The 517-nt window shown below is 71.0% G+C and carries 1 protein-coding gene and 1 pseudogene; both read right to left on the reverse strand.

Annotation, left to right across the window (positions count from 1 at the left end; all coding sequences use genetic code 11):
* The coding region (locus tag ML342_RS11805) for a non-canonical purine NTP pyrophosphatase (protein ID WP_275672492.1) at positions 1-229 on the reverse strand (229 nt) is incomplete at its 3' end.
* 3 nt (positions 230-232) lie between these two features.
* Positions 233-517, reverse strand: a pseudogene (gene rph, locus ML342_RS11810) (ribonuclease PH); the annotation flags it as partial.

The following is a 517-nucleotide window of genomic DNA, read 5'->3' on the forward strand; positions in this document are numbered from 1 at the left end:
CGGCGTCGTCGACCAGAGCCGGCAGGCCGCTCGCGGCGGCCGCATGGCGGGCCTTGGCCAGCGCGTTCTCGATGAACGTGTGGTGCGGCTCCGGCGCCTCGGGGATGCCCAGGCTGCCCTGTGTCACCAGCTCCAGACCGAGCGGCGCGAACATCGCCTGCAATTCGGCCAGCTTGCCCGGGTTGTTGGAGGCCAGCACCAGACGGCGCGGCAGGGTCGCATCCGCCATGGCTCACCCCACCTCGGCGCCGGCCAGCGCGGCGCGCTGCATCGCGATCAGCTGCTGGATGCCGCCGTCCGCCAGGGTCAGCAGCTGCTGCAGATCCTCGCGGCTGAAGGGCTCGCCCTCAGCCGTGCCTTGCAGCTCGACGAAGTGGCCTGCCCCGGTCATGACGACGTTCATGTCGGTCTCGCAGCCGGCATCTTCCACATAGTCCAGGTCCAGCACCGGCACCCCGCCCACGATACCGACCGAGACGGCCGCCACCGGGTGCAGGATGGGGCTGCGCTGCAGCTT

The organism is Thermomonas alba (assembly GCF_022419205.1).
Taxonomy (GTDB): domain Bacteria; phylum Pseudomonadota; class Gammaproteobacteria; order Xanthomonadales; family Xanthomonadaceae; genus Thermomonas; species Thermomonas alba.